Raw genomic sequence first — 3,148 nt, 5'->3', positions numbered from 1 at the left:
TCGACGCGAGGCGAAGCAATCCCCCCGCGAGGGCGAGAGGCGCACCCATTGAGCCATTGGTTGCGCTGAAGGGAGCGATTGCTTCGGTCGGGCGGCACCCAGCCGCGCTAGGTGCCGCCGCTCCCTCGCGATGACAGCAGGCCAGTGGGCGATGGGGTACCCTCACCCCTCTCCCGCCCGGCAGGAGCGACATTGCTGGATACCACTCTTCACCCGATCCGCACCACATCCCCAAGGCGATACTGCTCATCGCGGCTCAGAACGACAATCCCGTTGCCGTACTGTTGGGCTTGCACCACGGCCAGCCACGGGTGCTGGCGATAGGCGAGCACTAGGCCGACTAGCAACCAGAGCGGCAGCTTGCCGCTGAGGATCACGCCGCGCTGCGGATCGAGGGTAGGGGCGATCATGTGCTGCAGCTCGTCATAATCGAGATGGGGTTGGGCCGGATTGGCCTCTAGCCACGTGAAGCTTGAATTGAGCGTTGTCGTCCATTGCAGCGCATCTGACGGCTGATCGCCCAGCTCCACGACCGGCGGCTGCACCCACCCCAAGCGCGGGTCAAACAGAAATACCGGTTGCGGCGCTGCATGCAGCGCGAGCGCGGCGTACAGCCAATTCGGGCCGCGACCATAGATCGAAAGAGCGGCAGGCGGAATCTCGGCTAAGAGACGGGGCAGGTCAGATGGTTGCCAGCGCGCGATACCGGCAGCGCGCGCAAGCTGATCAAGATCGATGATCAACTCGGTCGGCGCCTGTTGAAACAGCAGTTCCCGCAGCTCTTCCGGCTTGAACGCAAACAGATGCTGCAAGCGCTCGGCCAGTTTCTGCACCATCACCCAATCAGGCGGATACTGCCGCTCCAGCTTGCTTATGACCCCGCGTAACACTCACGTTGCCTCATCGATCCGATCCTCGCCCTGCAACACCGACTGCAATTCGGCGATCAGAATCAACCCGCACCGCTCAGCGCGCTCGCGCCACTCGGCCAGTCCTTCCGGCGTAGCCGACAGCAACACCGCGTGGGTGCAAGCGCGCACAATCTGCTCTTGCTCAAGCGTCGGCTTACCCCCCACATCAACCAGCAACGGCAAATGGCGGCGCTCGATATCATGGCGCACCCCCTCGACAAACTCATCGCTGAACTGACCCTTCTGGCGCGACAACCGCACCTGATCCTTCGACGTCTCTTGGCTCCAATCGCCCTCGCCATCAGGACAAGCCCGCAACACATAGTGAGCCACCTGCGCCTGCGACAGCGCATACACCAACACCGACTTGCCGCTATGGGGCGGGCCACCGATCATCTCTGCCGGAAATGGATTCATAGAGAAATACGTTGTTTGCAACAACGTTTGCCACTCTTGCCCTTGCCCAGCCTTCCTTCAAGCATAGCGCTTTGGAATGCGCTCGACCTTGCCTTGTTCTGGTTTGACCCTCATTCCCCCCAAACCCCTTTTCCCCCTAAGCAAGAGCCAACCCTGCCTCGCGTCGCTTGGCGGTAATTCGCCCCATCACCCTTGCGCCAGATATGCTATCATAGAGCGCATCAAGTTTGAGCCAAGTACAGGTATGACGTTAAATCAACCGGCTACGCTGATCGTCACCCTCGGCGGCCAGCCCCAAGTAATCTAATCACCTTCGCCCTCGATGCGCTGCTTGTGCAGGGTGAAGCTATCAGCGACGTCTACGTCTTGCACCTCTCGTTTGCCAACCCGCGCACCCGGCAGGCATGGCAACGGCTGTAAGCCGAATTCGTTGACGACTACTACGCCGGACGGCGCTGCCGGCTGCGTCACGTCCCGATCTCTCGCAATGGCAGCGAACTTGACGATATCTGCAATGAAAGTGACGCCGAGGCAGCCTTTGCCGCCATCCGCGACCTTATCGTTAATCTTAAAGCCGAAGGTCGCCGGCTGCACCTCTGCATCAGCGGCGGGAGGCGTATGCTGCCCTGCTGGCCACCGCAGTCATCACCATCTGCGGCGACTTCAGCGACCGCTTGTGGCATACGCACACCCCCGAAGCGACGCTGGCGCGAGTCGAAGATGGCGCGCAGATGCACGTCAACCCTGCAGACGGCGTGCGGCTGATTGCTGTCCCGCCAACCCGTGGGGGGCCTATTTCCCCACTCTGCACGCGCTCGCCCAACTCACGCCGGCCAACCTGCCCGTCTATCTGCGCCAATTCACCGCGGTCGAAGACCCGCGCTGCCGCCAAGTCTGGGAACAACTCAGCCCGCGTGAACGCGACGTCCTCTGCGCCTTCGCGCAAGGTCTGCGCCCTGACCAAGTCGCCGAACGGTTATCAATCTCGCTCAGCACGGGCAACACGCACAAAACCAACATCCTCGCCGAATGCCGCATCGCATGAAGATTGCCATCGAATGAGCCGCGCGATTATCGCTGCATCCGCGAACACTTCGCCACCTTCATCGGACGAGTATAGCAAACCGCCCGCGCCGGTGGATCAGCAGTGGTGCTGAGGAACAATCAACAGTTGTGGGGATGGAGGCGGTGGGGGAGGGGTGGTAGAGTTGGGGATAATAAAGGGCAATGTGGATGTGGAGGGACAAGAATGACTTCGACTTGTCAGCTTTCTAAAACTGATTTAAAAGCTCGCACGGCAGAGTATTGGGAGAAATCAAGAAATAAAGAGAGGTTTGAAACCTATCAATGTTATATTGAGCAACTTCTGCTTCGAGAGTTGGAAGTGGCTGATAAGCGAGGGCGACTGCGTGGCCTTGGGAAAAATGTACATACACTAGCGTTGACTGTTGGTGGTTCGTTTGAGCCATCAGCGTGTTGCGCGGCGCCTTAGCATGGCGGATTACACACCGGTATGGCGGGTTCACTAATTCTAATACTGCGGCATTTAATCAATTTTTTGAACTCTTTTTTAATGATACTGTGCGCTTTTCGCCGCTGATGCCGGTTGAGATTCGTTCTGATCGTTCTTCGAGCGGTTATCCAACCATCATAGCGCCGCGTGATTTCGTCACGTGTTCGTTGCATCGCAGTTACGCTAAACCTAGTAATGACAAGGGGCATGGTGTTTGGAGTTTGCTAGCAGATAGTACGAACTGGACTTTTGCAAAATCCAGCGAGACGAGCGCGAGGTGCGCCTTGATTTTGGGCCGACTCCACCC

At 58.7% G+C, this 3,148-nt stretch carries 5 protein-coding genes; 2 read left to right on the top strand and 3 right to left on the bottom strand.

Annotated elements, in window-relative coordinates; all coding sequences use genetic code 11:
* Positions 1–209: 209 nt before the first annotated feature.
* The 3 genes from U9R81_RS06315 to U9R81_RS20050 all read right to left on the bottom strand — a co-directional run bounded on the left by U9R81_RS06315 (position 210) and on the right by U9R81_RS20050 (position 1,922).
* Entirely contained in the window at positions 210–890 is a 681-nt protein-coding gene (locus U9R81_RS06315) for a CRISPR-associated protein Csx3 (protein WP_322494659.1), read from the bottom strand.
* The gene (locus U9R81_RS06310) at positions 891–1,328 is read right to left on the bottom strand and encodes a hypothetical protein (RefSeq protein ID WP_322494658.1); all 438 of its coding nucleotides are present in this window, start codon (positions 1,326–1,328) and stop codon (positions 891–893) included.
* A gap of 303 nt (positions 1,329–1,631) precedes the next feature.
* Positions 1,632–1,922 carry a hypothetical protein gene (locus tag U9R81_RS20050; RefSeq protein WP_416180941.1) on the bottom strand — a complete coding sequence of 97 codons (291 nt, stop codon included), beginning with the start codon at positions 1,920–1,922 and terminating at the stop codon, positions 1,632–1,634.
* Here U9R81_RS20050 and U9R81_RS20045 point away from each other — a divergent pair.
* Together U9R81_RS20045 and U9R81_RS06300 are read left to right on the top strand one after the other, a co-directional pair.
* Positions 1,806–2,093 (top strand): CRISPR-associated ring nuclease, encoded by a 288-nt coding sequence (locus U9R81_RS20045; RefSeq protein ID WP_416180942.1) that lies wholly within the window; start codon positions 1,806–1,808, stop codon positions 2,091–2,093. The two genes, U9R81_RS20050 and U9R81_RS20045, sit on opposite strands and share 117 nt — an antisense overlap.
* Positions 2,005–2,373 (top strand): helix-turn-helix transcriptional regulator, encoded by a 369-nt coding sequence (locus U9R81_RS06300; RefSeq protein WP_322494660.1) that lies wholly within the window; start codon positions 2,005–2,007, stop codon positions 2,371–2,373. Before U9R81_RS20045 ends, U9R81_RS06300 begins: the two co-directional genes overlap by 89 nt.
* The last annotated feature ends 775 nt before the right edge of the window (positions 2,374–3,148 follow it).

This window comes from Chloroflexus sp., from assembly GCF_034435895.1.
Classification (GTDB): Bacteria; Chloroflexota; Chloroflexia; order Chloroflexales; family Chloroflexaceae; genus Chloroflexus.
Note: the sequence above shows the minus strand (reverse complement) of the source record. Positions and strands in the feature narration are given on the sequence as shown.

Bases quoted from the DNA above. Each gene is read 5' to 3' on its own strand.
- U9R81_RS06310 (WP_322494658.1), bottom strand. From the start codon at position 1,328: ATGAATCCATTTCCGGCAGAGATGATCGGTGGCCCGCCCCATAGCGGC.